Consider the following 23,790-nt stretch of genomic DNA (forward strand, 5'->3'; position numbering starts at 1 on the left):
CGGGGTGGGGGGGGGGGGGGGGGTGTTGTGGGGGGGGGGGGGGGGGGGGGGGGGGGGGGGGGCCCGGGGGGGGGGGGGCCCCCCCCCCCCACCCACCCCCCCCGCGCGGGGGGGTGGGGGGGCCCCGACATTCACTCCCTCTTCCTGTGTCTCAGGGAGGGCTCCTATTCGGCCTCGGACTACCCGTCCGGGGCCGTTTGCGTGAGCGATGCATGAGCGGATGGGGAGTTGATCTCCGGGACACCCCTCGACGGGCCAGCATCACCCGTGACGGACTCCGAGTCGGGATCCGTGCCGGACAAGGCTCAGCGTGCTGATTGCTCACGCGACCGTGTGGAATGGGTCTGGATTAGAGGTCTCGCGGATCCGGCTTGTCTGTCTCGTAGCGGCTATCGGTTGTTCTTCTTGCGTTCCGCCGGGCGAGTGACAGTGATTTTTCGAATCCATCCTTCGTCCTGGGCAAATGGTTCGAACGCTTGCTGGGGAAAGGGAAGTTCCCCCATCCGGAATCGCATCGGTGTCGAATCACGACTGCAAGCTCGGTTTTGGGCCTGAGAAGGCGAACGAGAGAAGGGGTAAGTCCTGTGCGTAATATTCTCCATGCTGCGGTGGTCGCTGCGGTGGTCGCTGCGGTGGTCACTCCCGTGGTGATTCTCGCGGGAGGCGCGGCCAGCGCCGACTCCTACGATCAGCGCACGACGGGTGTCGGCCCTGCGGGTGCCTCCACCAGTTATGTGTCCACCGGGACGACCTTCGGCGGGGCGTATTGCGCCGCGGGCGATGTCATGGCCGGCCCCGACGGAGCCATGAGTTCTCACACGCGGAGCACTGCGGGCGGCGCCTGGGGTGCTTCCGGCGTGCACCGTGGGCTGCTCGGACCGGGCTGCTGCTGGGCTGACGTCCTCGGACTGGGCTGGCTGCCGGGCTGAACCGGCTCACCGGCGGTCCAGTCCGGGTTCCCTGCGGTGCAGGGCTGCCTCCAACGGGCGTCTTGTGCGGTGCGCTATTCCCGCGACACGCCCTGAATGCCCTGATACGGGAATACGATTTCCGGTCGACCTGCAGGGCAGAATAGGCGTCACTGGTTCCTCGACGGCGAGGCGAACTCGGATTTTCGGATCCGGCCGTGGGTGCCCCATGCTGCCTCGACTTGTGCAACTCCGACTGGGGCAGCGTGAACTCCTTGATTCAGTCGTGCGGATGCCTCGGCCCGTAACTCCTGCCATTTCACCGAGACTCGCGGTGAATTCTCATGTACCGGTCGCCTCGTTTCTGTTGCGGCGACCACCTCAACCCCACTGAAAGGTACGGTATGCGTACGCGCACGTCGCTTGTCCTGTCCATGGTTCTGGCTGCTTCATGCGTCGCTCCAGCGGCTCTGGCAGACCCTGTCGTCCCGTTCGTCTTCGGTGATTCCGGCTGGCGCGGAATGACGGCGGTCGGGCTGACGACCGATCAGCGCTTGGTGCAGTTCGACGTGGACAGGCCCTCACGGGCCCGTTCCCTGGGCTGGGTCACGGGCCTGTCCGGGGACACCGAACTCGTCGGTATCGACTACCGGGTCCAGGACGGCTGGCTCTACGGCGTCGGCGACCAGGGCGGCATCTACACCCTGAACACGCGGACTGCCGTGGCCACGAAGGTCTCCCAGCTCACCGTCGCTCTGTCCGGCACGTCATTCGGAGTCGACTTCAACCCGGCGGCCAACCGGCTGCGGATCATCTCCGACACGGGGCAGAACCTCCGGCACAACATCGACGACCCCGCAGCGCCGTTCACCACGATCGTGGACGGCACGCTGACCAACCCGACGATGCCGCCTTCGACCGCCATGGGTGTGACCGCCGCGGCCTACACCAACAACGATCTGAACGGGGCAACGGCCACGACCCTGTTCGACATCGACACGCTGGCCGACCGTGTGTCCCTGCAGTCCCCTGCCAACGCGGGCACCCTGGCGCCCACGGGGAGCCTCGGCGTAGACGCCGGACCTGACGCGGGATTCGACATCTACTACGACGCCAAGCGCGGAACCAACCACGGTTTCGCCGCTCTCGAAACCAACGGCGTGTTCCGCCTGTACGGGGTGGATCTCCTCACCGGGAAGGCCGCCAGCAAGGGTGCCTTCCCGGCGAACCACCAGGTCGAGGACCTGGCGGTGCCCATCAACAAGCGATAGCAATCCCGTTCGGCAGTAGGTGTCTTGGCGGGATGAGCTCGATCGGTTCGCGAGCACAGGAGCCGGATACCCACCTTCCGCGGGAGCAACGGCCTCCTTGGGGTTTGAGGTCGCGCTTGTCTCCCGCAGGCCGCTGCGCTGTTCACCAGGCACGGTTACCGCCGTGCCAGGTGAACAGTCGGGGGGTACTCGTCAAGGGCGGTTGGCTGTTCAGGACTTCGGCATGAGCACGGTGTCGACGATGTGGACCGTGGCGTTGGCGGTGGGCACGTTGCCGCAGACGACCCTGGAGTTGTCGTTGACGGTGTAGTCCTCGCCGGATCCCTTGGTGGAGAGTGTCGACTTCTGCAGGGTCTCGTAGCTGCCGTTCTCCAGCTGCTGCGGCGTGAGCTTCTGGCCGACCACGTGGTACGTGAGGATGTTGGTCAGCATCTCCTTGTCCGCGAGGACCTTGTCCAGGTCGGCCTTCGGGATCTTGGCGAAGGCGTCGTTGGTCGGCGCGAACACGGTGATGTTCTGCGCGTTGTTGAGGGTGTCGACCAGTCCGGCCTTCTTCACTGCGGCCACCAGCGTGGACAGGGCCGGGTTGTTGGAGGCGGCGGTGGCCACCGGGTCCTGGGCCATGCCGTCGAAGGAGCCGGCTCCGTCCTTGGGTACCGAAGCACAGGCAGGTCCGAACGGGCCGTCGCCGCCCGGAGCGGCATCGTCCATGGCCGGGGTCGACTTCTCCTCAGCCGGCGCCGACGCCCCCTTGTCCGCGGCGGACTTCGAGGAGTCGTCACCTCCGCACGCGGTCAGCGCGAGCGGCAGAACGGCGACCGCGGCGACAGCGACGGCGGCACGACGGAAGCGGAAGGCAGTCATCAGAACACTCCTGAGTAATTGATCGATTGCATTGAGTAGCGGCCTGGGTGCGTGGGACGACCTCGGCAAGGGGTGAGCGCTGTCCGGTGACGCTTGCCCTGTGAGGACTCGCGGAGATCAGAGCCCGGAAGCGATCCCGGGGTTGGCGGCGCCCTCGTGCCGACGGTGTGCGAGGACTGTCCGATTGATCGTCACACTGGGGATTCGGTGCGCGGCGCCAGGCGGATTGGTGGAGCGCGTGGAACGGCGAGATATCACCCGCAAGCGCCTTACCGCGAACGGAAGTTCGCATCGATTCCTGTCAGGTGACCGTCACGACCACGCTGTGCCAGCCACTGGCCCCGTCGGGGATGGTGCGAGCTCGCTGCTCCGTCTGCGTCTCGCCTGTGCGGTCGGTGGCGCGGACGGTGAGGGTATGGGTGCCGGTGGTGGCCTGCCAGGGCAGGGACCACTGGCGCCAGGTGTCGGTGGTGTGTTCGGTCGCGAGGTCGGCGCGATGCCAGGGGCCGTCGTCGACCCGTACGTCGACGCGGTCGATGCCCCGGTGCTGGGCCCAGGCGACTCCGGCGATCATCACCGTGCCGGGTGCCGGGCGGGCGAAGGGCTTGGGGGTGTCGATGCGGGACTGCGTCTTGATGGGGGCCTTGCGGGCCCACCTCCGCTTGACCCAGTAGGGGTCGTACGCGTCGAAGGTGGTGAGTTCGATGTCCTCGATCCACTTGCAGGCGGAGACGTATCCGTACAGCCCGGGGACGACCATCCGCACGGGGAAGCCATGCTCGAAGGGCAGCGGTTCGCCGTTCATTCCGATGGCGAGCATGGCGTCCCGGCCGTCCATCACGTCCGCGACGGGGGTGCCGAGGGTCATCCCGTCGACGGACCGGGCCACCAGCTGATCGGCCGGGCCCCCTCGCGATGGTGGTTGGACTCCCGCTCGCAGGAGCAGGTCCGCCAGGCGTACGCCGATCCAGCGTGCGGTGCCGACGTAACGGCCGCCGACCTCGTTGGACACACAGGTCAGGGTGATGTCCCGCTCGATAAGTTCACCTGCCAGCAGGTCCTGGAAGGTGAGGCTGAGGGGGCTGGTGACGCCCTTGCCATGGATCCTGAGGCGCCAGGCCATGGCATCGACCTTCGGCACGACGAGTGCGGTGTCGACCCGGTAGAAGTCCTTGTTCGGGGTGGTGAAGGGAGGCATCCCGGGAATGCGCAGCTCGGCACGCGAGGCGATGGCGGGGGCGGGTGACCCGGGGGCAGGCAAGGTGACTGACTCGCGTGACGCGGCAACATCCCCACTCCGTGCCCGGGTCAGTCCCCGGCCCAGTGCTCTGGCTCCGGCGGAGGCGACGGCTGCCGCGGTGGCGGCGATCAGGAAACCGCGGCGGTCCCAGCCGTCCGGTTCGCTCGGCGTCACCGCTGTGCCGGTGCCGGTGAGACTGCCGGCCAGGGCGTAGAGCACTGTGGAACCGGCTAGTGCCCCGACCGCCGATGGCAGGGCGTCGGCCCACGACACCGAATCCGGCCGCCCGAGCGCGGCAGCCGCTCCGAGCACACCGAAGACCAGGACTCCAAGAGCGCCAACGCGACGATGACGCAGGGCAAACAAGCCAATTGCCACGGCGAACAGTGCCAGTACCGTGAGGATGCCCGCCTGCAGCACCAATTTGTCATCGGTGCCGAAGGTGCGGATCGCCCAGTCCTTCACCGGCGCCGGGGTGACGTCGATCGACGCACCGCCGACCGCGACCACGGGACTGGACTCCGGTCGCACGAACGCTGCCACGAGTTCCGCCACAGCCAGCGCGGAGAACGCGGCCAGCAGACCGCTGGCGCCCGCCAGAGCCCCACGGATGAGAGTTACTCGTTTGATGCTCACACCTGTCCTTCGCGGCGACTGATCCGTCGGCTTGCCTCCGCCGGTGAACGCAACTGTCCGGTGGGCACCGGTCGCGGCCCCTATATGCCCATCGGCAGGCGCGGGCCATCAGGTCTGCCGATCGCGTGCGGTTCGGCGTCCGCACCACGCCGGACACGGTCGAACGTCCGGGAACCGAATCACCCATCCGTTGGCCCGAGCGCGGCGAAGTAGTGACGTAGGAGGCGCAACAGCGTCTACCGCATTATGCGTACATTCTCTGATTTCTATTCATTGATCACCGAAGGACTGTCATGCCATGGAAGCATCCCGCCCGGCAACGGGGCCGCCTGTGCGAGGCGGCCCACCAGCGATGAGAGGAATCCCGTTGAGTGAACCCGCTTCTTCTGGCCCGCCGGCCCCGGAGGAGCTCCGGCTGGGCGAGGTCATGCGGCAAGTCGCGTGCGGCGACAAGGAAGCGTTCGCCGCTCTCTACGACGCCGTCGTCGACACCGTGTTCGGGATCGTCCTCAAGGTCGTGCGCGATCGGGCCCAGTCCGAAGAGGTCACGCAAGAGGTCATGATCGACCTGTGGCGGCGTGCCCCGCGCTACGACCCGAGCAAGGGCAGCGTCCACGCCTGGGCCACCATGATCGCTCACCGCCGGGCCGTGGACCGGGTCCGCTCGGCCGAAGCAACCGCCACCCGCGACCACGACCACGCCGTGCGCGAAGTGCAGCGGCCCTACGACGACGTCGCCGAGCGGGTCGAGACCCGGCTGCAGAGTCAGCAGGTACGCCGCTGCATGAAGACACTCACCGAAATCCAGCGGCAAGCGGTCACGCTCGCCTACTACCAGGGGCTTACCTACCGCGAAGTCGCGGAAACCCTCCGCACACCGCTTCCGACCGTCAAGACACGTATGCGCGACGGGCTCATCCGGCTGCGCGACTGCATGGGGGTGACCGCATGAAGACACTCGAAGAACTCCACACCCTCACCGGCGCCTACGCTCTCGACGCGCTCCCACACGACGAGCGTGACGTGCTCGAGGCCCACCTCACGCGATGTGCCCCATGCCGGGATGAGGTGGACGGGTTCTCCGCCACCGCTGGCCGTCTCGCCGCAGCGGTGAATACCCCCGCCCCGCGGGCTATGCGGGATTCCGTGATGCGAGGCATCGAATCCGTGCGCCAGATGCCTCCACGTGTGCCCGTGCCGAACCCGCGCGTCACGTCGATCTTCGCCAGAATGCGCAGGACCGGCCCCCTCCTCATCGCTGCCAGCCTCGTCACGACCGTCACGCTCGCCGGTGTCGCCGCCTGGCAGCACCGGCAGAGCACCAAGTCACAACGACAGGCGCAGCAGGCGACCCGGCAACTCGATGACCTGAGCTCGGTCATGTCCGCCTCCGACGCCCGAACCGTCCAGGGTCGCACTACCAATGGAGCCACCACTTCGGTCATCGCGTCCAGGCGACTGGGGAAGGCGGTGTTCGTCGGGACCGGCCTACCCAGGCCGGAAACGGGCAAGACCTACCAGCTCTGGTACGCCGAACAGGGCACCATGCACCCGGCCGGACTGGTCGAACACGACGGGGCCGTCGCCATCGACGGTAACCTCACCCACGCCACCGCCATCGGACTCACCATCGAACCCGACGGCGGATCACCCCAGCCCACCACCACGCCTCTGATGCTCCTCACGCTTCCCACATGACCGGACGCACCAGCCGTACGCCATGTGACGGCCGCCGATCCGCTTCGCCTTCGGCGGCGGAGTACAGGTGGAGCGGGACGACAAGAGGGGGTCTTTTGCATCCATTGCTGGCATCGAGGAGTGTGTGACCTCTGCGGCGGCCGGGCGTCGGTTCGAACCAGGCTTCGTATACGTCGTGCCCGGGGCATTCCGATCCGGGGCACAACGCGTCGTATCAGGGACAGCGGCCCGAGCACCTCTCAGTGCCGCCCCGAGATCCTGTTCGCGAGCGTCGCGATGCGGTCCGTTTCCGTGCTGCGTCCCGCGAGTTCGCGGCGGTCGGCGGCGCGGAAGGCCGCGTACAGGGAGTGGACGCCGAGCCAGCGGAAGGGTTCGGGCTCCCATTTGCGGACCTTGTGGTTGACCCAGGGGAGGGCGGTCAGGTTCGTGGGGCCGGATTGGCCGGAGTCCTGCTGGATGAGGTCGCGCAGGGTGCGGGCGGCGAGATTGGCGGTGGCGACGCCGGAGCCGACGTAGCCGCCGGCCCAGCCGAGGCCGGTGGAGCGGTCGAGGGTGACGGTGGCGCACCAGTCGCGGGGTACGCCGAGGACGCCGGACCAGGCGTGGTCGACGCGGACGTGCGCGAGCTGGGGGAAGAAGCGGGTGAGGATGGCGCGGAGGGCGTCGACGGTGGCGGGTTGGGTGCGGCCGTCGTTGTCGGTGTTGGAGGCGTAGCGGTAGGGGGCCCCGCGTCCGCCGATGGCGATGCGGTTGTCGGCGGTGCGCTGGGCGTACATGTAGGCGTGGGCCATGTCGCCGAGGGTTTCGCGGCCTTCCCAGCCGATGGTGTCCCAGAGCGCGGTGGGGAGCGGCTCGGTGACGATCATGGAGGAGTTCATGGGGAGCCAGGTGCGGCGCTGGTGCGCGATGGAGGCGGTGAAGCCTTCGGTGCAGCGCAGTACGTAGGGGGCTCGGACGGTGCCGTAGGGGGTGACGGCGTGTTTGGGTCTGATCTCGGTGACGGGGGTGGACTCGTGGATGGTGACGCCGAGTGCTTCGACGGCCGCGGCGAGTCCGTTGGCGAGTTTGACGGGGTGGATCCGGGCTCCGTGGGGGGTCCAGCTGGATCCGACGGCTCCGGCGACGCGGATGCGTTCGGCGGTGGCGCGGGCGCCGTAGAGTTCGCGGTCTTTCTCGCCGAAGGCGATTTCGACGGTGTGGAAGTCTCTGAGCCGGGCGAGTTGGGCGGGGGTGTAGGCGATTTCGAGTACGCCGCCCTGGTGGATGTCGGCGTCTATGTTCTCTGCGCGGGCGGTGCCGATGACCTCGCTGACGGTCTCGTTCATGGCCTGCTGGAGGCGTACCGCGGCTTCGTGGCCGTGGAGTCTGGCGTAGCGGTCGCGCCCTGCGATGCCGTTGTAGAGCCAGCCGCCGTTGCGTCCTGAGGCGCCGTAGCCGCAGAACCTGGCTTCGAGCAGGGTGATGTTGAGGAAGGGGACCGCCTTCTTGAGGTAGTAGGCCGTCCACAGGCCGGTGTATCCGCCGCCGACGATGCAGACGTCGGCTGTGGTGTCGCCGGGCAGGGGCTCTCGGGGCGCGGGGACGCCTTCTTGTGCGTACCAGAACGAGATGCCGCCGTTGACGGTGTTCATGTCTTCCCTGCCGGTGGGTGGCGTGGTCCGTTGTCTGCCGGACGTTACTGCTCCGGATCGTTTTTGGCGATGAGCGGTCGGGTGTGGACCATAACGGTCTGTTGATGATCGAGATCTCGGATGTGCAGGTCGGGCTGTTTGCGGGTGCGGGGTGGGCGGAGCTGTGTGACTCTTGCGGCGTGGCCGGGGGCTGGGGGCGCTGACGAGGGAGATGGTCATGGACCAGCTCGGAGACAAGCCCGAACAGATCCGGAAGCACCTTGAGGAGGAGAAGCAGCGGCATGCGCGGGAGGCGGGCCGTGGGGCTTCCGACGATGGTGGTGGCGGTGCCGGTGACGAGCGGGCTTCGCGTGAGGCTTCCGGTCAGGACGACGCTCTGGCAGACGGGTCTCTGGGCGACCTGGGGGATGTGCTCAGGAACGAGTCGTACCGGGGCGGCACGGGCTCGGAGCGATAGCCGGGCGGCGGCCGTCCGCCGTGCTCTCGCCCGGTTGTCAGTGGGGTGGGCCACCATGTGGTCATGGGGCAGAGGACGAGGAAGCAGACGGCGGCCCGGCGGCCTGAGGTGAGACTGCCGCCGCTGCGTCCGTACGAGGACGGGCGGCGGTTGGAGCCCGATGGGGACTACGACGGGTTCGAGCTGGCCGGGCTGGATCTCTCGGGTCAGGAGGGGGCCGGGGCTCGGTTCCTGGACTGCGCGCTGCGGGAGTGCCTGCTCGACGGGACCGCGCTGGTCAGTGCCCGGTTCATCGACTCTGTGCTGATGGGTGTACGGGGCGTGGGGACTGATCTTTCCGGGGCGTCGCTGCGGGACGCGGAGATCGTGGACGCGCGGATGGGCGGGGTGCAGCTGCACGGGGCTGTGCTGGAGCGGGTGCTGGTGCGGGGAGGGAAGTTCGACTATCTGAATCTGCGGGGCGCCCGGTTGAAGGATGTGGTCTTCGAGGGGTGCGTGCTGTCCGAGCCCGACTTCGGTGCGGCGGAGCTGACGCGGGTGGAGTTCCGGGACTGTGCCCTGCGGCGGGCGGATTTCAGCGGGGCCGCGATGCGGGACGTGGATCTGCGGCAGGCGGCCGAGCTGGACATCGCCAGGGGTGTGGAGCGGCTGGCTGGTGCGGTGATCAGCCCGGCGCAGCTGCTGGATCTGGCGCCGGTGCTGGCGGCGCAGATCGGGTTGCGGGTGGAGCCCTGAGCCTCAGGTGCTGCGCGGGGCGGCTGGGGTGCGGGGGAAGCGGCTCTGGAGGTCCCAGACGACGGGGTTGTCGGCGAGGCCGTCGTGGAGGTCGGTGAGGTCGGCGATCAGGTCGTGCAGGAAGTCGCGTGCCTCGCGGCGCAGTTCGCTGTGGCTGAAGGTGAGGGGCGGCTCGTCGCCGGGCATCCAGTCGGCTTCGACGTCCACCCAGCCGAAGCGGCGCTCGAAGAGCATGCGGTCGGTGGACTCGGTGAAATCCAGCTCGGCGTACTGGGGCCGGGAGGCACGGGAGCCGAGGGGGTCGCGGTCGAGGTGCTCGACGATGTCGCACAGCGCCCAGGCGAAGTCGAGTACCGGTACCCATCCCCAGGCTGTGGAGACCTCGCGGTCCTCTTTGGTGTCTGCGAGGTAGACGTCTCCGCAGAAGAGGTCGTGCCGCAGGGCGTGCACGTCGGCGTGCCGGTAGTCGGTCTGCGGAGGGTCCGGGAAGCGGCGGGAGAGGGAGTAGCCGATGTCGAGCACGCCTTGATGGTGTCACGCCCGCCCGGGGCGCGTTCACGCGCCTGCCGCTGATCCCGCTTCGGCCGCGGCTCCGCTCCCCGCCGTCCCCGCTCCTTCACGGTGCGCTGCCTCAGCCGCCCTGTGCCGCGCTGCCGTGTGCCGCACCGCGCCGGGCGGCGCGGGCGGCCAGGACTTCGAGGGTCCGTTCGCACCAGCGGACGTTCTCCTCCTCGAAGGCGCGTCCGCGCATCAGCGTCAGATACGGGCCGACCTGTTCCGCCTCGATCAGGTACTCGTCCTCGGTGCGCCCGTCCAGCATGCGGTCGCGTAGCCGCTCATAGCGGGCGAGTTTGTCGCTGATCCGTTCCAGGCACTCCTCGATCAGTACGCGTACCGCGTCCGGGTCCGCCTCGTCCATCGCCTGGATCTTCACCATCAGCTCGTCGCGGATGGTCGTGGGGCGCGGCGGGGTCAGGGTGAAGGTGTGGAGCGCGTCCCGTCCGGTCGGGGTGAGGCTGAACATGCGCTTGTTGGGGCGTCGTTCCTGCTGGACGACGCGGGCTTCGATCAGTCCGTCGGTGGCCAGCCGGTCCAGCTCCCGGTAGAGCTGCTGCGGCGTCGAGGACCAGAAGTTCGCCACGGCCACGTCGAAGACCTTGGCCAGGTCGTAGCCGGACGCCTCGCCGTTCAGGAGCGCTGCGAGGACCGCGTACTTGAGAGACACCTGGACACGCTAGCACCGATGTGATTACTCTCATTTACACCTACTCAAAAAAGTGAGTATCAAGAGGTGCCGTGCGCCGGACCGGCTGTCCGGCGGCGCCGCCCAAGGGCCAGGGAGAATCCGCCATGCATCCGTTCCGTCAGGCCGTCGAGTCCGGTGACCACGCCGCCCTCCCCGCGCTGCTCGCCGACGATGTCGTCTTCACCAGCCCGGTCGCCTTCCGCCCGTACGAGGGCAAGCCGATAACGACCGCGATCCTGCGCAACGTGATCCAGGTCTTCGAGGACTTTCGCTATGTCCGCGAGATCAACGGTGCTGACGGCCGCGACCACGCGCTCGTCTTCACGGCCAAGGTCGGCGGGCGCGAGATCAACGGCTGCGACTTCCTGCATATGAACGAGGACGGACTCGTCGACGACTTCATGGTCATGGTCCGGCCGCTGTCCGCCGCCCAGGCGCTCTCGGAGGCGATGGGCGCCCGGTTCGACGCGATCGGCCGGGAGGCCGCGGCGCTGGCCGCCGGGGCGGCGACCGACTCTGCGGCCGAGTCCGCGGCGGTCGAGTCATGAGCGACGGCGACCTCGAGTACGACGTCGTCGTCATCGGAGCCGGAAACGCAGGTCTGACCGCCGCCGTCACCCTCCAGCGTGCCGGCGCCCGCACCCTGCTCGTCGAGCGCCACAACATCCCCGGCGGCTGTGCGACATCCTTCCGGCGCGGCCGCTTCGAGTTCGAGGTCGCCCTGCACCAGCTCTCCGGGCTCGGAAGGGAGGGCCAGGCGTTCTCGCTGCGTCCGCTGCTCGCCTCGCTGGACGTCGCCGATCGCGTGGAGTTCGTCGAGGAGCGCGACCTGTACCGGGCCGTGGTGCCCGGGATGTACGACGTGACGCTGCCCGCGAGCTGGTCGGGTGCGACCGATGCCCTCGAAGCGGCCTTCCCCGGCAACCGCGCCCGTATCGAAAGGTTCTTCGCGCTCGTACGCGACATCACCTTCTGGCAGGTCGCCGCGATGGACGGGCTGCCGGCCGAGCAGGTCGACCCGCTCCTGTTCCGGCAGGGACTGCGCCCGTACAAGGAGGTGCTGGACGCCCATTTCGCCGACGACCGCCTCAAGTCGGTGCTCGGCGCGTACTGGGGCTATCTCGGACTGCCCCCGTCCCGGCTGCCGTTCCAGGACCTGGCGCTGGTGCTGTTCGCCTATCTGGAGTTCAAACCGTGGCACATACGCGGCGGCTCGCAGATGCTGTCGCGGGCGCTGCTGGACTCGTTCCAGCGCGCGGGCGGCGAGGTCCGGCTCAACACCGCGGTCACGGGCATCCGCACCAGTGGCGGCCGGGTCGCGGGCGTGCGGCTGGACACCGGTGAGCGGGTGAACGCCGCCGAGGTGGTGTCCAACGTCTCGCTCCCCGCGACCTACGCCATGCTCGAAGGCCTGCCCGTCCCCGCTGCCGCCACCCGCGACCTCGGCACCCGGCGTCCCGGAGTCTCCGGCTTCGTGCTGCACATGGGCCTGGACGCGACGCCCGCCGAGCTGGGCTTCACCGCGAGTACCAACTTCGTGAACGTGGACATGGACGACGACCGCACCTTCGCCGCCATGCGCCGAGGTTTCCCGGAGCCGGTGCGTGGGATCGCCGCGTCCTGCTACGACGTCGAGCCGATCGGCTTCGCACCCTCCGGTGCCAGCCATGTCAGCCTGATGACGCTCCAGTACGCGGACGCCTGGCAGGGTCTCCCCCCGGCCGAGTACGCCCGCGCCAAGTTCGCCTATGCCGAAGGCCTGCTCGACCTCCTGGAGACCATCACCCCGGGCGCACGGGACGCGATCGAGGAGGTGGATGTCGCGACTCCGCTGACGATGGAGCGCTATCTGGGCCATCCCGGCGGGGCGTTCTACGGCTACGAGCAGGACGCCGCCGATGGCTGGCCGTTCCGCGGCATCCACCGCGAAAGCCATGTGCCCGGACTGCGTCTGGCGGGTGCCTGGGTGGGCATGTGCGGGTTCCAGCCCACTCTCCAGTCCGGGGCGGCGGTCGCTCGCCGACTTCTCGAAAGCAAGCCGGAGACCGAGGGAGCGCAGGTATGAAGCACCCACTGGCCGAGCTCTACGACGGCCATGACGAGATCCAGGCGGAGATCGACCGCCGATTCGCCACCCAGTCCGTCCAGGAGGCCCCGGCCGGGACGGTCGAGGGCCACCACCCCAAGCGGCTGCGGCTCGTCGTCGGCGGCATCCGTGTCGAGACGGCGAGCACCCGCACGTTCCGGCTGCGGCGCGAGGACGGGCAGCCGCTGCCGCCGTTCCTGGCCGGGCAGTACGTCAACGTCTTCGCGGACGGTACGAGCCGCCCGTACGCCATCGCGTCCAGCCCCTCCACACACGCGGAGTACTACGAGCTGACCGCGCGGCGTGTCCCCGAGGGCCGGATCAGCAACCTGCTCATCGACACCCTCGCCGTCGGCGACCGGCTCACCACCACCGGCCCCATGGGTACCTTCCACCACAACCCGCTGTTCCACGGCGATGACCTGGTGTTCCTCGCCGGAGGCTCTGGCGTGGTGCCTGCCATGAGCATGCTCCGCGAGATCGCCGACCAGGGGCAGGACTCCTCGCGCCGTGTACATCTGGTCTACGGCTCGCGCGACGTGGAAGACGTCATCTTCCACGACGAGCTCGCCGCCCTCGCCGCGGCCAACCCCGCCCGTATCCGGGTGGACCATGTCATCGGCGGACTGCTCACGGCCGTGACGATCAGCGAGCTGACCGGGCCGCTGAACGGCCGGATGGTGTACGTCTGCGGGCCGCAGGCGATGTACCCGTACGTGCTCGGGCAACTCGCGTCGCTCGGCCACCCGCGGCGCCGTATCCGCTTCGAGGCCAATGGCGCGCCCGCGCGCCCCGAGGCCCAGCCGCACTGGCCGGCCGGCACGGACGGCACGGAGGAGGTGACAGTCACCGCGTGCGGTACCCGTTTCCGTACGCCCCGCAACCGCCCGCTGCTCGACGCGCTGGAGGACCATGGCATACGGCCCGAGGCGGCATGCCGGTCCGGCGAGTGCGGGATGTGCGTGGTGCGGGTGGTCAGCGGCGAGACGCACACGGCGGAGGAGGCGCGGCTGCGGATGGCGGACGAGCGGTTCGGCTACACCCACAGCTGTGTGGCGTACCCGCTCACGGATGTCGAGATCGAGATCTGAGGCGGCCCGACCGACGGAGTATGACATTCCGGGCATAGGATCGCTGGCGTGCACCTGCGTCAGCGATCCCGCCCCCGTACCGCCCGCCCCTTGGCCCTCGCAGTCGCCCTGATCGCCCTCGGCGGTGCGGGGTGCACCGCGCCGGAGAGCCTCGGCGCAGGGGTCGAGGGCACACCGGGCGCGGTCGGGCTGCGCGATCCGTACTTCCCCAAGCTGGGCAACGGCGGCTACGACGTGAGCGACTACGCGCTCACGCTCGACTACGACCCGAAGACGCGGAACCTCTCCGGCACGGCCACCATCACCGCACGCGCCACCCAGGGGCTGAGCGCGTTCAATCTCGACCTCCATGGGATGACCGTGCACTCCGCGACCGTCGGCACGGCCCCCGCGGCCGTCAACCGCGCGGGCGACGAGCTCACCCTGCGCCCCCGCGACGAGATCGCCGAAGGCAGCACCTTCCGCGCCACCGTCCGCTACTCCGGCTCCCCGCGCACCATCACCGACCAGGACGAGTCCCAGGAGGGCTGGCTGCGGACCGCGGACGGCGCGGTCGCCCTCGGCCAGCCGACCGGCTCGATGGCCTGGTTCCCCGGTAACCACCACCCCAGCGACAAGGCGACCTACGAGACCACCATCACCGTCCCCAAGGGCCTGACCGCCGTCTCCAACGGCGAACTGCGCTCACAGCGGCCCACCCCCGACGGCAAGCGCACCACCTTCGTCTGGCGCTCGGCCGAGCCGATGGCCAGCCATGCCGCGACCATCGGTATCGGTTCGTACGTCACCAAGTCGTACCGCCCGGCGGACGGCGGCGTACCCGTCTACACAGCGGTCGACGAGACCGTGGCCCCGCGCGCGGCGAAGCTGCTGGCCCGTATCCCGGAGCTCACGGACTGGGCGGTCGACAACTTCGGCCCCTACCCCTTCACTTCGACCGGCGCGATCGTCGAGCGCTCCGACGACATCGGCTACGCCCTGGAGACCCAGAGCCGCGCCACCTTCCCGGAGGCCTCCTTCAACGCCCCGACCCTCGTCCACGAGATCGCCCACCAGTGGTTCGGCGACTCCGTCACCCCTGCGACCTGGCAGGACGTGTGGCTCAGCGAGGGCTTCGCGACCTACGCCGAGTGGCTGTACCTGGAGGACTTCGAGGACACCCCGGCGAGCGAGAGCTTCCGGGAGGCGTACGACACCGAGTCCAACTGGGACTTCCCGCCCGCCGAGCAGCCGGATGTGGAGCGTTTCCTGGGCGATCCGGTGTACGAACGGGGCGCGATGGTGCTGCACAAGGTGCGCGAGGCGGTGGGGGACGAGGCGTTCTACGAGATCGTGCAGGGCTGGGCGGAGAAGCACCGCCACGGGAACGCGTCGACGGACGACTTCGTCGCGTATGTGGAGAGCGAGTCGGGCAAGGACCTGACGGAGCTGTGGGACACGTGGCTCTACGGGGACGCCAAGCCGGACCGGCCGTAAGCCGGACCGCCCATATGCCGGATCGCCCACAAGCCGGACGGGCCCACAAGCGGAGGCCGCCGTCGCGGGTGTCGCGACGGGGGCCTCACCGGGCTCCTGGTTCAGGTTCCCCTGGCGGTTGCTCAGACGTTGACGCCGAAGTCCTGGGCGATGCCCACCAGGCCCGAGGCGTAACCCTGGCCGACCGCGCGGAACTTCCACTCCGCGCCGTTGCGGTAGAGCTCGCCGAAGACCATCGCGGTCTCGGTCGCGGCGTCCTCGCTCAGGTCGTAGCGGGCGATCTCGGTGCCGCCGGCCTGGTTGACGATGCGGATGTAGGCGTTGCGCACCTGGCCGAAGTTCTGGGTGCGGTTCTCGGCGTCGTAGATGGAGACCGGGAAGACGATGCGCTCGACGTCGGCCGGGAGCCCCTGGAGGTTGACGTTGATCTGCTCGTCGTCGCCGCCGCCCTCGCCGGTGCGGTTGTCGCCGGTGTGGACGATCGTCTGGTCCGGGGTGGCCTTGTTGTTGAAGAAGACGAAGTGGCCGTCCGACACGACCTTCCCGCCCGCGTTGACCGCGATGGCGGAGGCGTCGAGGTCGAAGTCGGTGCCGGTGGTGGTACGGACGTCCCAGCCGAGGCCCACCGTGACGGCGGTCAGGCCCGGTGCCTCCTTGGTGAGGGAGACGTTGCCGCCCTTGGACAGGCTTACAGCCATGGGAAGTCCCTTTCCTGGTTCCTGATCGAGTGGGTACCTCATCCTTCCTAACGCGGGGGGTGGACGGAGCGGTTCCCCGCAACAAGGTGATGTGTGAAAAGGAGGTGACGGGGCTCCTCCACCGGCGCGACCATAGGACGTATGTCTGGTCCCTATCCCATCCGCGGCTCCGTCTCCCTCCCGGAGGCCGAGCTCATGTGGCGTTTCTCGCGCTCGTCGGGGCCGGGCGGGCAGCACGTCAACACCAGCGACTCGCAGGTCGAGCTGCGTTTCGACCTCGCGGCGACCCAGGCGCTGCCCGAGGTGTGGAAGGCCCGGGCCCTTGAGCGGCTCGCGTCGCGGTTGAACGATGGCGTGATCGCCGTACGCGCATCGGAGCACCGCTCGCAGTGGCGCAACCGTGAGACGGCGGCGGTGCGGCTGGCCGCGCTGCTCGCCGAGGCCACGGCGCCGCCGCCGCGTCCCCGGCGGGCCACCAAGATCCCTCGCGGGATCAACGAGCGGCGGCTGCGGGAGAAGAAGCAGCGTGCCGAGACCAAGCGGGGGCGCAGCGGGCGGGATTGGTGAGCCCCCGGCTTCGTTGATCCCTGGCCCGGTCGTTCAGCCGCGGCGGTCGTGGGCCTTGGCCCAGGCGCTGAGCCGTGGCCCGGTCGTTCAGCCCGGCCCCGCCCGTGCGCGCCCGTCAGGCCACGGCTCGTGCCGGTTCGTCGGCCTCAGCCCAGGTGGCGGTATTTCCCGCGGAAGTACGCCAGCGGACCGCCGCCGCTCTCCGCGCCGGGCAGGGTGGCCTTCAGTACCAGGCCGATGACCAGTGTGTGGTCACCCGCCTCCACCCGTTGTTCGGTGCGGCATTCCAGCGCCGCCAGCGCACCGCCCACCAGCGGCGCCCCGCACACCTCGCCCCGCGTCCAGGGGATGTCCTGGAACAGCAGCCGGTCGCTGATACGTGCCTTCATCGCGAACCGGCTCGCGATATGGCGCTGCTGCTCCGCGAGCACCGAGACCGCCCACAGGGGCTGCTCGGCGAGCAGGTCGTCCATGCGTGAGCCGTTGCGCAGGCTCACCAGTACCAGCGGGGGGTCCAGCGACACCGAGGTGAACGAGGTCGCGGTCATGCCGACGTCCTCGCCGCCCGGGCCGGTCTCGCTCAGCGGGGGCTCATGCGCGGTCACCAGTACCACGCCTGCCGCCAGGCGGGACAGGGCGGCGCGGAACTCGTCGTTGCTCACCCCCTCAGGATGGGGGATGGGCATGCCGGTGGTTGCGGACGTACCGGCGGTATGGGGGGCTTGAGTCGTCGGGAGCACAATCGGAACGCTAACCTCGTGGTTGTCGCGGCCACATCGGGCCAGGGGACCAGTCAAGTCCTAGGACTTGAGTCCGGATTTGCGTTGAAGAACGTTCGGTGAACGTGGGGGTTCCGCATACCCCGCAATCTGACCGTTCATCATTCAATGTGACTTGAGTCACAGAGGACGGTAATTGTTGACCCTGTGTACCGAGCGGGCAGCGCGCTGTGATTCAGTGGCGTGGACAGGCCATAGAGAGGACCGACTGAGAACCCTGGAGTCACGCAGCTGTTGAGGTCGCGGGGAGAGCGAGCGATGGAGACCGAGTCGGAGCCGTACGTCCGTCTTGCGACCCTGCGGCAGTTGCACCAGGTCGTGACCGACCTCAATACGGCCCGCAGCCTGGCGGACACCTTGCAGTCCGTCGCCGACGGCATCGTCGCCGGCCTCGGTTACGAACTGGCGTGCGTCAATCTGGTGCGTCCCGACGGGGACCTCGTCGTCGCCGCCTTCGCCGGTGACTCCGCGGCCGAAGCCCTGATCACAGGCCGGGTCGGCTCCCGCGCCTCCTGGGAGCGCAGGCTGTCCATGGGGGAGGAGTGGGGCGAGCTCCGCTTCATACCCCACACCGAGGGCTGGGTGCTCCTGGAGGACGACGTTCCGCAGTGGTACACCGAAGGGCCCGAGCCCCGTTTCGAGGGCGAGTGGCATCCGCAGGACCGGCTCTACGCGCCCATGTACGCGTCCGGCAGCGGGCGGGAGCTCCTCGGCGTGATCTCGGTCGACAAACCCCGTAACGGGCGGCGGCCCGGCGCCTGGGGGCAGGAAGCCCTCCAGATGTACGCCTCCCAGTCCGCCATTGCGATCAGCAATGCCCGCCTCCGGGCAAACATGCAGCGCGCCCTGGTCCGCCTCGAACGCGAGCAGCAGGCCCTGCGGGCGAGTGAGGAATCCTTCCGGCAGGCCTTCGAGTACGCCCCGAGCGGTATGGCCATCGCCGAGATGGGCGGTGACCAGCACGGGCGGCTGCTGCGCACCAACGACGCCCTGTGCCGGCTGCTGGGCCGCCCCGCGTCCGCGATGCGCCGCTACTCCTTCGCCGACCTGGTCCACCCCGACGACGTGGGCACCCTGCTGCGCACCTCTGCCGAAGGCGGCCGGGCCGAGCTGCGGCTGGGGCGCCGGGACGGTTCTTACGTCTGGGTCTCGCTGCGCAACTCGGTCGTCGCCGACACCACGGACGGGCCCCGCTTCCTGCTCACCCACGTCGAGGACATCGAGGAGCGCAAGCGCCATGAGCTCCAGCTCGCCCACCGGGCCAGTCATGACGCCCTGACCGGCCTGCCCAACAACGCGGAGCTGCGCGCCCGGCTCAGCGCCCGGCTCTGCGAGAACCCGGGGCTGTCCGGATACGGAAGCGGCGGATACGGGGACAGGTACGCGGACGGGCCGAGGTACGCGGACGGTGAGGGATACGCCGAGGCGGACCGGTACGCGGACGCGGACGGGTACCCGGACGCCTACGGCCGTGGACACGGTCCACGACAGGGTCACGGCCACGGTTACGGCGACGACGGTTACGGCGGCGAGGCACCCGCGCCCGCGCACGGCTACGGTCCCGGCTTCGATTTCGACCTCGACGCGCCCGGCGGTTCGTACGACCACCATGTGCACGCCCTCGCCCCCGACAGCGAGCACGACGACGGCACCAAGGGTCTGGCCGTCCTCTTCTGCGACCTGGACGGCTTCAAGTCGATCAACGACCGCTTCGGGCACAACACCGGCGACGCCGTCCTGATCGAGGTCGCCCGCCGGCTCACGACCGCGGTGCGCGACGGGGACACCGTCGCCCGGCTCGGGGGTGACGAATTCGTCGTCCTCGCCGACGGGCTCGGCGCCGAGGACGCCGCTGACCTCGCCGTACGCCTGCGCAACGCGATCATTCCGCAGATCCGGGTGGACGGGCGGGCGGTCAGGGTCGGGGCTAGCTTCGGCATCGGCTGGGCGGTCTGCGGGATGTCCGTCGAGGAGGTCCTGCAGTCGGCCGACCAGCGGATGTACATCGAGAAGCGGTCCCGCGCCAAGATCCACCGCCGCGCCGGATAGTTCCCGCCGCCGAAACCGCGTGGGAACCGGCGGGGCGTCCGGCCCGTCCTTGGAGTGACCAGGACGGGGTAGGCTCGCCCGGTCGGCGACGGCTGGCGAGCGAGGATAGGAGTGACCCAGGGATGACGGCCGGGAACAACGGCGCGAGCACGCCTGAGGACGACGATCCGTTCGGCTACCTGTACGCGGACGGGCAGCGCCAGGGTGCCACCCCTCCCCGGCAGGGCGGCTACGGCTACCCCGGCCCGGCCGCGCAACCCGGTGTGCCCAGGACCTCGTACAACCAGGTCAGAACGGTCGGCGAGCGCCAGTACGGCCAGCAGGTACCGCAGCAGCACGCCTACGGTCAGCAGGCGCACCAGCCGAGCGCGCAGTACGCCGCTCCGGAGACCTACCCGGGCGGCGCCCCCACCCGCCAGACCCCCGCACCCGGTATGGGTGGCCACGACGACGGTGGCCGGGGCCGAGGCCCCAACACCCGCGGCCTGATCGCCGGCGCCATCGCGGTCGTCGCTGTGGTGCTCGTCGGTATCAGCGTGGCGCTTATCACGAGTGGCGATGACGACAAGGACAAGGCCGACCGGAGCCAGGCCCCTGCGGAGCAGGTGAAGCCGAGCGAGGACCCGGAGGGCAAGGCGGGCGACAAGGAGAACCCGCCCGCGAAGCTGCCCAAGCAGAACGCCGCGACGCTCCAGCTCACACCTCCGGCGAAGCTGGGCACCGACATCAAGGGCGCGAAGGGCACCAACGGCGCCTATGTGCAGTTCAACGGTGTCGGCGGGGCGGCAAGCTGGTCGGTGAACGTCCCGGCCGACGGCACGTACACGCTGTTCATCACCTACAGCGTGCCCGGCAAGGACGCCAAGACCTCGCTCACGGTCAACAGCGAGCAGCCGCGGTCCATCAATATGTCGAACTTCGCCCAGGCCAAGGAGGGCGACTGGGAGAAGGGCTGGACCCGCACCTACTCCTACGTCAATCTCAAGCAGGGCTCCAACACCCTGAAGATCTCCTGCGAGCAGGGCGACTCGTGCGACGCGCTGCTCGACCAGGTGTCGCTGAAGCAGGGCGAGGCGAAGAACCCCGACTAAGGCGTGAACAGGGCGGGGCCCGAGGCGGTCGTCAAGCCGCGGGCAGCAGCTCTGTCACGGCGACCCCCGGCAGCAGTTCCTCGTACGCGGCCCGGTCGAAGTCACCCGCCGTGGGTGCCAGGACGGCCGCTGTCGCCAGGGCCACCGCGCGGGACAACCGGTCCGGCCAGGAGAGTGAATCCACCAGGCCGGACAGCAGGCCCGCGACTGCCGCGTCGCCCGCACCGGCCGGGTCGCCGGTGACCTTCGGTTTCGCCGGTGCGGTGGCCCGCCAGACGCCTTCGGGGGTGGCGGCCAGCAGACCGTCAGGGCCCAGCGAGGACACCACCGTGTGGGCGCCGCGGCGGCGGGCGTCGCGGGTCGCGCGTACGGGTTCGCGGGAGCCGGTGAGCTGGGCCAGCTCGTCGGCGTTCGGCTTGACCAGGTCGGGGCGGGCGGCGATGCCCCGGCGCAGGGGTTCGCCGCTGGTGTCGAGGACGCTGGGGACGCCCGCGGCACGGGCCCGGCGGATCAGTTCGGCGTAGGCGCCGACATGGATACCGGGCGGCAGACCGCCGCACAGGGCGACGGCTTCGGCGTCGCGCAGCAGCGTCTCGTACGTCATCAGAAAGGATGCCCACTCGTCGGCGGTGACCTGCGGGCCAGGCTCGTCGAGCAGGGTCGTCTCGCCGTTCGACGTCGCCACCACGGCGATGGCGCGGCGGGTGTTCGCGGCGATCGGTACGAGGGCGTCGCGTACGGGCCGCGGCTGGGGCTGTCCGGCCAGCCGCTCACGCAGCACGGCGCCGGTCGGTCCGCCCGCGAAACCGGTGACGACGGTCTCGTATCCGAGCGAGCCGAGCACACGTGCCACGTTCAGCCCCTTGCCGCCGGGGCGTTCGATCACCTCGGCGACCCGGTGGGAGGTGCCCGGGACCAGCTCGGGGAGCCGGTGGGTGATGTCCAGGGCGGCGTTGAGTGTGACCGTGAGAATCACCTGCTGACACCCCCGGAGACTGCTGCGTGGTCATGGCTGGAGGGCCTGATCATGCCAAAGAGACGGCGGTTGGCCCAGCCCCCCTCCGCCGGTCCCTCCGCCCTCCGGTGGCGAGGTGTCAGGAAACGCCCGGCTCGACCACCCATGCGCCCTTGCGCATCACGCCTTTGAGTACGAAGTCCGCGTCCAGCACCACCATGTCGGCGTCCTTGCCCGGTTCGAGCGAGCCGACCCGGTCGTAGACGCCCAGCAGCCGCGCCGGATTGGCCGAAACCGCCTGCACGACGTCCACGACGGGAAGCCCGTCCACGGTCGCGGCCCGCCGGAACGCCGTGTCCAGCGTGAGCGTGGACCCGGCGATGGAGCCGCCGTCCACCAGCCGGGCCACCCCGTCCCGTACCGCGACCTCCAGCGGGCCGAGGTGGTAGACGCCGTCGCCGAAGCCCGCCGCGTCCATGGCGTCCGTGATGAAGGCGACCCGGGCAGGGCCGGCGCGGTGGAAGGCCAGCTCCAGGGCGGCGGGGTGCAGATGGGTGCCGTCGTTGATCAGTTCGACGGTCACGCGTTCGTCTTCGAGGAGTGCGGCGACCGGTCCGGGTGCCCGGTGCCCCAGCCCCGGCATCGCGTTGAACAGGTGCGTCGCCACCGTGGCGCCCGCCTCGATCGCCTCGACCGTCTGCTCGTATGTGGCGTCCGTATGGCCGATCGCCGCGATCACCCCGTGCTCGGCGAGCAGCCGTACGGACTCGATGCCACCGGGCAGTTCGGTGGCCAGCGTCACCATCTTCGCCGTGCCGCGCGCCGCGTCGAGCAGCTTGCGCACTTCGGCCGGGTCGGGGTCGCGCAGCAGCGCCTCGCTGTGCGCGCCCTTGCGGCAGGGGGAGATGAAGGGTCCCTCGAAGTGGATGCCTGCGAACTCCCCCTGCTCGACCAGCTCGGAGAGCAGTCCGGCCCGATGGGTCAGGAAGTCCATGTCACCGGTGACGGTGGAGGCGACCAGCGTGGTGGTGCCGTGCCGCCGGTGGGTGCGGACGCCGGTGAGCACGTCATCGGCGCTGCCGGAGGTGAAGGAGGCGCCGCCGCCGCCGTGGTTGTGCAGGTCCACGAATCCGGGGACCAGCCAATGTCCGGACAGGTCGGTCGCGGGCGTGCCGGCGGGGGCGTGCCCGGCGATCCGGGTTCCGTCGACGATCACCCGCCCGTTCTCGGCGATCCCGGTGGGGAGGACCACCCGGGCGCCCGCGAGAACCATCCGGTCGGCCATCAGGCGGTTACCTCCGTTGTCGTGTTGCTCGTGCTCGCTGCGCCTGTCGTGCTTGCTGTGCCTGTCGTCACCAGGTCCCAGGCGAGCAGACCGGCGCCGAGGCACCCCGCGCTGTCCCCGAGGGCGGCAGGCACGATCGCGGGCGGCCGCTGGAACGTGATCCGCGACCGAACGGCCTCCCGCAGGGGTGAGAACAAGGTTTCCCCCGCCTCCGCCAGACCGCCACCGATGATCAGCGTGCCGGGGTCCAGCAGGGTGAGGGCGGTGACCAGCCCGTCCGCGAGCGCGTCCACGGCCTCCTGCCACACCCGTACGGCGCGGGGGTCGCCGGACGCGACGGCCTTGGCGCAGTCGGCGGCGTCCGCGTCGGCGCCACCGCCGGCCTCCGCCCAGGCGCGGGAGACGGCGGCGGCGGACGCGAGGGTCTCCAGGCAGCCGCGCTGTCCGCAGCCGCACGGGGCTCCGGCGGTTCCGGGCCGTACGACGATATGGCCGATCTCGCCGGCGCTGCCGTTGGCCCCGGCCTCGATGGCGCCGTCGATGCCGATGGCCCCGGCGATGCCCGTACCCAGCGGGACGAACAGGAACCGCTCGGCGCCCCGACCGGCCCCGAGCCTGCCCTCGGCGAGCCCCCCGGCGCGGACGTCGTGCCCGAGGGCGACGGGTACGCCGTCGAGCCGCTCGGTGAGCAACTCACGCAGAGGTACGTCACGCCAGCCGAGGTTCGCCGCGTAGACCGCGATGCCGCGGTCGGCATCGATGATCCCGGGGACGGCGAGGCCGACGGCGAGCGGGGGAAGTCCGTAGCGGGCCTCGCCCCGCACCCGGAGCTCGTCGGCGAAGCCAAGCACGGCTCCGACCACCGCGTCCGCGCCCCGGTGGCGTCCGGTGGGCTGCCGAGCCTCGTGGAGCACTGCTCCGTCGGGACTGACGAGGGCGGCCTTCATGCTGGTGCCGCCCACATCGAGGGCGATGACGTGTCTCACGTGTACAGTCTGGCGCGACGACCCCGGAAAGGTCTAGTCCA

At 69.7% G+C, this 23,790-nt stretch carries 23 protein-coding genes; 13 read left to right on the forward strand and 10 right to left on the reverse strand.

All coding sequences use genetic code 11. From position 1 onward, the window contains the following. Positions 1-584 precede the first annotated feature (584 nt). The gene (locus ACFWI9_RS15090) at positions 585-929 is read left to right on the forward strand and encodes a hypothetical protein (RefSeq protein ID WP_387162054.1); all 345 of its coding nucleotides are present in this window, start codon (positions 585-587) and stop codon (positions 927-929) included. Between the two features lie 383 nt (positions 930-1,312). Further along, a complete protein-coding gene (locus ACFWI9_RS15095; protein WP_387162056.1) occupies positions 1,313-2,179 on the forward strand; it encodes a DUF4394 domain-containing protein in 867 nt (288 codons plus the stop codon). A gap of 210 nt (positions 2,180-2,389) precedes the next feature. Here ACFWI9_RS15095 and ACFWI9_RS15100 read toward each other — a convergent pair whose 3' ends face one another. Together ACFWI9_RS15100 and ACFWI9_RS15105 are read right to left on the reverse strand one after the other, a co-directional pair. Beyond that, positions 2,390-3,043 (reverse strand): fasciclin domain-containing protein, encoded by a 654-nt coding sequence (locus ACFWI9_RS15100; protein WP_387162057.1) that lies wholly within the window; start codon positions 3,041-3,043, stop codon positions 2,390-2,392. A gap of 301 nt (positions 3,044-3,344) precedes the next feature. Next, positions 3,345-4,919, reverse strand: a complete 1,575-nt coding sequence (locus ACFWI9_RS15105; RefSeq protein ID WP_387162059.1) for a molybdopterin-dependent oxidoreductase — start codon at positions 4,917-4,919, stop codon at positions 3,345-3,347. A 367-nt stretch (positions 4,920-5,286) separates the two neighbouring features. Between ACFWI9_RS15105 and sigK the strand changes: the two genes are divergently transcribed. Both sigK and ACFWI9_RS15115 read left to right on the forward strand, forming a co-directional pair. Then, entirely contained in the window at positions 5,287-5,871 is a 585-nt protein-coding gene (sigK, locus tag ACFWI9_RS15110) for an ECF RNA polymerase sigma factor SigK (RefSeq protein ID WP_387162061.1), read from the forward strand. Beyond that, positions 5,868-6,617: an anti-sigma factor domain-containing protein gene (locus tag ACFWI9_RS15115; RefSeq protein ID WP_387162062.1), complete on the forward strand. Its 750-nt coding sequence runs from the start codon at positions 5,868-5,870 to the stop codon at positions 6,615-6,617. Before sigK ends, ACFWI9_RS15115 begins: the two co-directional genes overlap by 4 nt. Before the next feature lie 239 nt (positions 6,618-6,856). Here ACFWI9_RS15115 and ACFWI9_RS15120 read toward each other — a convergent pair whose 3' ends face one another. After that, positions 6,857-8,248 carry an NAD(P)/FAD-dependent oxidoreductase gene (locus ACFWI9_RS15120; RefSeq protein WP_387162064.1) on the reverse strand — a complete coding sequence of 464 codons (1,392 nt, stop codon included), beginning with the start codon at positions 8,246-8,248 and terminating at the stop codon, positions 6,857-6,859. A gap of 217 nt (positions 8,249-8,465) precedes the next feature. Between ACFWI9_RS15120 and ACFWI9_RS15125 the strand changes: the two genes are divergently transcribed. Then, positions 8,466-8,705, forward strand: a complete 240-nt coding sequence (locus tag ACFWI9_RS15125; RefSeq protein WP_387162065.1) for a hypothetical protein — start codon at positions 8,466-8,468, stop codon at positions 8,703-8,705. Positions 8,706-8,768: 63 nt separating this feature from the next. Beyond that, on the forward strand, positions 8,769-9,440 hold the full coding sequence (locus ACFWI9_RS15130) for a pentapeptide repeat-containing protein (protein ID WP_387162067.1): 672 nt from the start codon (positions 8,769-8,771) through the stop codon (positions 9,438-9,440). 3 nt (positions 9,441-9,443) lie between these two features. Here ACFWI9_RS15130 and ACFWI9_RS15135 read toward each other — a convergent pair whose 3' ends face one another. Together ACFWI9_RS15135 and ACFWI9_RS15140 are read right to left on the reverse strand one after the other, a co-directional pair. Next, positions 9,444-9,962, reverse strand: coding sequence for a hypothetical protein (locus ACFWI9_RS15135; RefSeq protein WP_387162068.1), 519 nt, complete (start codon positions 9,960-9,962; stop codon positions 9,444-9,446). 109 nt (positions 9,963-10,071) lie between these two features. After that, a complete protein-coding gene (locus ACFWI9_RS15140; protein ID WP_387162070.1) occupies positions 10,072-10,665 on the reverse strand; it encodes a PadR family transcriptional regulator in 594 nt (197 codons plus the stop codon). A gap of 125 nt (positions 10,666-10,790) precedes the next feature. Here ACFWI9_RS15140 and ACFWI9_RS15145 point away from each other — a divergent pair, with 125 nt between their 5' ends. The 4 genes from ACFWI9_RS15145 to ACFWI9_RS15160 are packed head-to-tail and all read left to right on the forward strand — an operon-like array spanning position 10,791 to position 15,339. Then, positions 10,791-11,234 (forward strand): nuclear transport factor 2 family protein, encoded by a 444-nt coding sequence (locus tag ACFWI9_RS15145; protein WP_387162072.1) that lies wholly within the window; start codon positions 10,791-10,793, stop codon positions 11,232-11,234. Continuing rightward, positions 11,231-12,751, forward strand: a complete 1,521-nt coding sequence (locus ACFWI9_RS15150; protein WP_387162074.1) for a phytoene desaturase family protein — start codon at positions 11,231-11,233, stop codon at positions 12,749-12,751. The genes ACFWI9_RS15145 and ACFWI9_RS15150 overlap by 4 nt, the downstream gene beginning before the upstream one ends. After that, positions 12,748-13,863, forward strand: a complete 1,116-nt coding sequence (locus ACFWI9_RS15155; protein WP_387162076.1) for a 2Fe-2S iron-sulfur cluster-binding protein — start codon at positions 12,748-12,750, stop codon at positions 13,861-13,863. The genes ACFWI9_RS15150 and ACFWI9_RS15155 overlap by 4 nt, the downstream gene beginning before the upstream one ends. Before the next feature lie 54 nt (positions 13,864-13,917). Then, a complete protein-coding gene (locus ACFWI9_RS15160) occupies positions 13,918-15,339 on the forward strand; it encodes a M1 family metallopeptidase (RefSeq protein WP_387162110.1) in 1,422 nt (473 codons plus the stop codon). A gap of 122 nt (positions 15,340-15,461) precedes the next feature. On the opposite strand, the gene ACFWI9_RS15165 is transcribed toward ACFWI9_RS15160, so the two are convergent. After that, complete coding sequence (locus ACFWI9_RS15165; RefSeq protein WP_387162078.1) at positions 15,462-16,037, reverse strand: TerD family protein; 576 nt, start codon at positions 16,035-16,037, stop codon at positions 15,462-15,464. Between the two features lie 132 nt (positions 16,038-16,169). Between ACFWI9_RS15165 and arfB the strand changes: the two genes are divergently transcribed. After that, positions 16,170-16,604 (forward strand): alternative ribosome rescue aminoacyl-tRNA hydrolase ArfB, encoded by a 435-nt coding sequence (gene arfB, locus ACFWI9_RS15170; protein WP_387162112.1) that lies wholly within the window; start codon positions 16,170-16,172, stop codon positions 16,602-16,604. A gap of 146 nt (positions 16,605-16,750) precedes the next feature. Here the strand turns inward: arfB and ACFWI9_RS15175 are convergent, their stop codons facing one another. Beyond that, positions 16,751-17,290, reverse strand: a complete 540-nt coding sequence (locus ACFWI9_RS15175) for a flavin reductase family protein (protein WP_387162079.1) — start codon at positions 17,288-17,290, stop codon at positions 16,751-16,753. 351 nt (positions 17,291-17,641) lie between these two features. Here ACFWI9_RS15175 and cdgB point away from each other — a divergent pair, with 351 nt between their 5' ends. Beyond that, the gene (gene cdgB, locus ACFWI9_RS15180) at positions 17,642-19,432 is read left to right on the forward strand and encodes a diguanylate cyclase CdgB (protein WP_387162081.1); all 1,791 of its coding nucleotides are present in this window, start codon (positions 17,642-17,644) and stop codon (positions 19,430-19,432) included. Between the two features lie 122 nt (positions 19,433-19,554). Beyond that, the gene (locus ACFWI9_RS15185; protein ID WP_387162082.1) at positions 19,555-20,523 is read left to right on the forward strand and encodes a carbohydrate-binding protein; all 969 of its coding nucleotides are present in this window, start codon (positions 19,555-19,557) and stop codon (positions 20,521-20,523) included. 31 nt (positions 20,524-20,554) lie between these two features. On the opposite strand, the gene ACFWI9_RS15190 is transcribed toward ACFWI9_RS15185, so the two are convergent. The 3 genes from ACFWI9_RS15190 to ACFWI9_RS15200 form a co-directional block, all read right to left on the reverse strand. After that, positions 20,555-21,499 (reverse strand): 1-phosphofructokinase family hexose kinase, encoded by a 945-nt coding sequence (locus ACFWI9_RS15190; RefSeq protein WP_387162084.1) that lies wholly within the window; start codon positions 21,497-21,499, stop codon positions 20,555-20,557. Positions 21,500-21,617: 118 nt separating this feature from the next. After that, complete coding sequence (gene nagA, locus ACFWI9_RS15195; protein WP_387162086.1) at positions 21,618-22,763, reverse strand: N-acetylglucosamine-6-phosphate deacetylase; 1,146 nt, start codon at positions 22,761-22,763, stop codon at positions 21,618-21,620. Further along, positions 22,763-23,749, reverse strand: coding sequence for an ROK family protein (locus ACFWI9_RS15200; RefSeq protein ID WP_387162087.1), 987 nt, complete (start codon positions 23,747-23,749; stop codon positions 22,763-22,765). Before ACFWI9_RS15200 ends, nagA begins: the two co-directional genes overlap by 1 nt. Between the last annotated feature and the right edge of the window lie 41 nt (positions 23,750-23,790).

Origin of the sequence: Streptomyces sp. NPDC127084 (assembly GCF_042724175.1) — a bacterium.
Taxonomy (GTDB): Bacteria; Actinomycetota; Actinomycetes; order Streptomycetales; family Streptomycetaceae; genus Streptomyces.

Excerpts from the sequence above, each read along its gene's own strand:
- ACFWI9_RS15145 (WP_387162072.1), top strand. The coding sequence starts at position 10,791 with ATGCATCCGTTCCGTCAGGCCGTCGAGTCCGGTGACCACGCCGCCCTC.
- ACFWI9_RS15130 (WP_387162067.1), top strand. The coding sequence starts at position 8,769 with ATGGGGCAGAGGACGAGGAAGCAGACGGCGGCCCGGCGGCCTGAGGTG.
- ACFWI9_RS15165 (WP_387162078.1), bottom strand. The coding sequence starts at position 16,037 with ATGGCTGTAAGCCTGTCCAAGGGCGGCAACGTCTCCCTCACCAAGGAG.
- ACFWI9_RS15115 (WP_387162062.1), top strand. The coding sequence starts at position 5,868 with ATGAAGACACTCGAAGAACTCCACACCCTCACCGGCGCCTACGCTCTC.
- cdgB (WP_387162081.1), top strand. The coding sequence starts at position 17,642 with ATGGAGACCGAGTCGGAGCCGTACGTCCGTCTTGCGACCCTGCGGCAG.
- ACFWI9_RS15120 (WP_387162064.1), bottom strand. The coding sequence starts at position 8,248 with ATGAACACCGTCAACGGCGGCATCTCGTTCTGGTACGCACAAGAAGGC.
- nagA (WP_387162086.1), bottom strand. The coding sequence starts at position 22,763 with ATGGCCGACCGGATGGTTCTCGCGGGCGCCCGGGTGGTCCTCCCCACC.
- ACFWI9_RS15150 (WP_387162074.1), top strand. The coding sequence starts at position 11,231 with ATGAGCGACGGCGACCTCGAGTACGACGTCGTCGTCATCGGAGCCGGA.
- ACFWI9_RS15155 (WP_387162076.1), top strand. The coding sequence starts at position 12,748 with ATGAAGCACCCACTGGCCGAGCTCTACGACGGCCATGACGAGATCCAG.
- ACFWI9_RS15185 (WP_387162082.1), top strand. The coding sequence starts at position 19,555 with ATGACGGCCGGGAACAACGGCGCGAGCACGCCTGAGGACGACGATCCG.
- ACFWI9_RS15175 (WP_387162079.1), bottom strand. The coding sequence starts at position 17,290 with ATGCCCATCCCCCATCCTGAGGGGGTGAGCAACGACGAGTTCCGCGCC.
- ACFWI9_RS15095 (WP_387162056.1), top strand. The coding sequence starts at position 1,313 with ATGCGTACGCGCACGTCGCTTGTCCTGTCCATGGTTCTGGCTGCTTCA.
- ACFWI9_RS15100 (WP_387162057.1), bottom strand. The coding sequence starts at position 3,043 with ATGACTGCCTTCCGCTTCCGTCGTGCCGCCGTCGCTGTCGCCGCGGTC.
- ACFWI9_RS15125 (WP_387162065.1), top strand. The coding sequence starts at position 8,466 with ATGGACCAGCTCGGAGACAAGCCCGAACAGATCCGGAAGCACCTTGAG.